General features: G+C 64.0%; 2 protein-coding genes. Both read left to right on the forward strand.

Annotation, left to right across the window (positions count from 1 at the left end; translation table 11 throughout):
- The first annotated feature begins 72 nt into the window (after positions 1–72).
- Complete coding sequence (locus tag TsocGM_RS25580; RefSeq protein WP_126728285.1) at positions 73–390, forward strand: transposase; 318 nt, start codon at positions 73–75, stop codon at positions 388–390.
- Positions 391–464: 74 nt separating this feature from the next.
- Positions 465–1,355 carry an IS3 family transposase gene (locus TsocGM_RS25585; protein WP_126728286.1) on the forward strand — a complete coding sequence of 297 codons (891 nt, stop codon included), beginning with the start codon at positions 465–467 and terminating at the stop codon, positions 1,353–1,355.
- Positions 1,356–1,617: the final 262 nt, after the last annotated feature.

Here is a 1,617-nt window from a genome sequence, read left to right on the forward strand (position 1 = left end):
CTGTAGTGCCTCACCTGGAACTGGAATGCTCTGCCGGTTGGGTTAGTATGGCCCCAATCGGAGGCACCTTCCATGAGTCAGACTCGCAGACACTTCACGCCCGACCAGAAGGCCCAGATCGTTCGACGCCACCTCACTGGCAAGGAGCCGATCTCCGACCTCGCCGATGAGTTCGGCCTCCAGCCCAGCCAGATCCACAACTGGGTCAAGCTCGTCCTCGACCAGGCCGCCAAGGCGTTCCAGCACGGACCCGGACGGCCCCCTCGCGTCGAGCAGGTCAAGGACAAGAAGATCGAGCACCTCCAGGCCAAGCTCGTTCAGAAGAACGAGGTCATCGCCGAACTCATGGAGGAACATGTCAAACTAAAAAAAGAACATGGGGAACCCTGAACGGAGCCTGGGTTCCCCATGACACCCGCGACCAGATCGTCGACTTCCTGAACCACTGGACCGAACGCACCGAGTTGCCCGCCCGGCGGCTGCTGGGTTGGCTCGGCCTGGGCACCAGCAAGTTTCACGACTGGAAACGCCGCTACGGCAAGGTCAACGAGCACAACGGCAAGGTCCCCCGGGACTGGTGGCTCGAAGACTGGGAGAAGCGGGCCATCGTCGATTACCACGATCGTCATCCCCTGGAGGGCTACCGCCGGTTGACCTTCATGATGCTCGACGATGACGTGGTGGCGACCAGCCCGGCGACCGTCTATCGGGTGCTCAAAGCCGCGGGCCGGCTCGACCGGCGGTCGTTCTCGCCGTCGAAGAAGGGGACCGGCTTCGTGCAACCGCTGACGGCACACGAGCACTGGCATGTGGATATCTCCTACGTCAACGTCGGCGGGACGTTTTTCTACCTGACCAGCGTGCTCGACGGCTACAGCCGGGCGATCGTGCACTGGGAGATCCGCGAATCGATGACCGAACGCGACGTGGAGACGATCGTGCAGCGTGGTTTGGAACGCTACCCGGACCAGAAACCGCGGATCATCAGCGACAACGGCCCGCAGTTCCTCGCGCGGGACTTCAAGGAGTTCATCCGGGCCGCGGGGATCACGCACGTGCGGACCAGCCCGTATTATCCGCAATCCAACGGCAAGCTGGAGCGGTGGCACGGCAGCTTGAAACGCGAGTGCGTTCGCCCCGCGGCGCCGGGCTCACTGGAGGAGGCGCGGCGTCTGATCGCGTCGTACGTTGATCATTACAACAAGGTGCGTCTGCATAGTGCGTTGGGTTATGTGACACCGATGGACAAGCTCGCCGGTTTGGACGCGGTGATCCTCGCCGAGCGGGACCGCAAGCTGGAGGAGGCGCGGGAAACCCGCCGTCGCTTGCGTCGGGCGACGCGGGAGGTTGCGTGAGCCGCCTGGTGAAACGACAATCGTGGATGGCCTGGGCGGAGGATAGGGCTCTGCTGGGGAGCACCCCGAGCGCCGACCCAGGGGCCAAGACCGGAGCCGGGACCGGAGGGCGACATCCCGGCCCCGCGCCCTGTGCCGCTCCGGGATTGGCACGAATGCGTCAAACCCTCGCGGCAGGATGCCTGCGAAATCCGCGACAGGATGTCCCCCCCTCGCTTACGCCAACCGGCGAGAATTCCAGTTCACGGTGAACCAACACAGC

Source organism: Tautonia sociabilis (genome assembly GCF_003977685.1).
Lineage (GTDB): Bacteria > Planctomycetota > Planctomycetia > Isosphaerales > Isosphaeraceae > Tautonia > Tautonia sociabilis.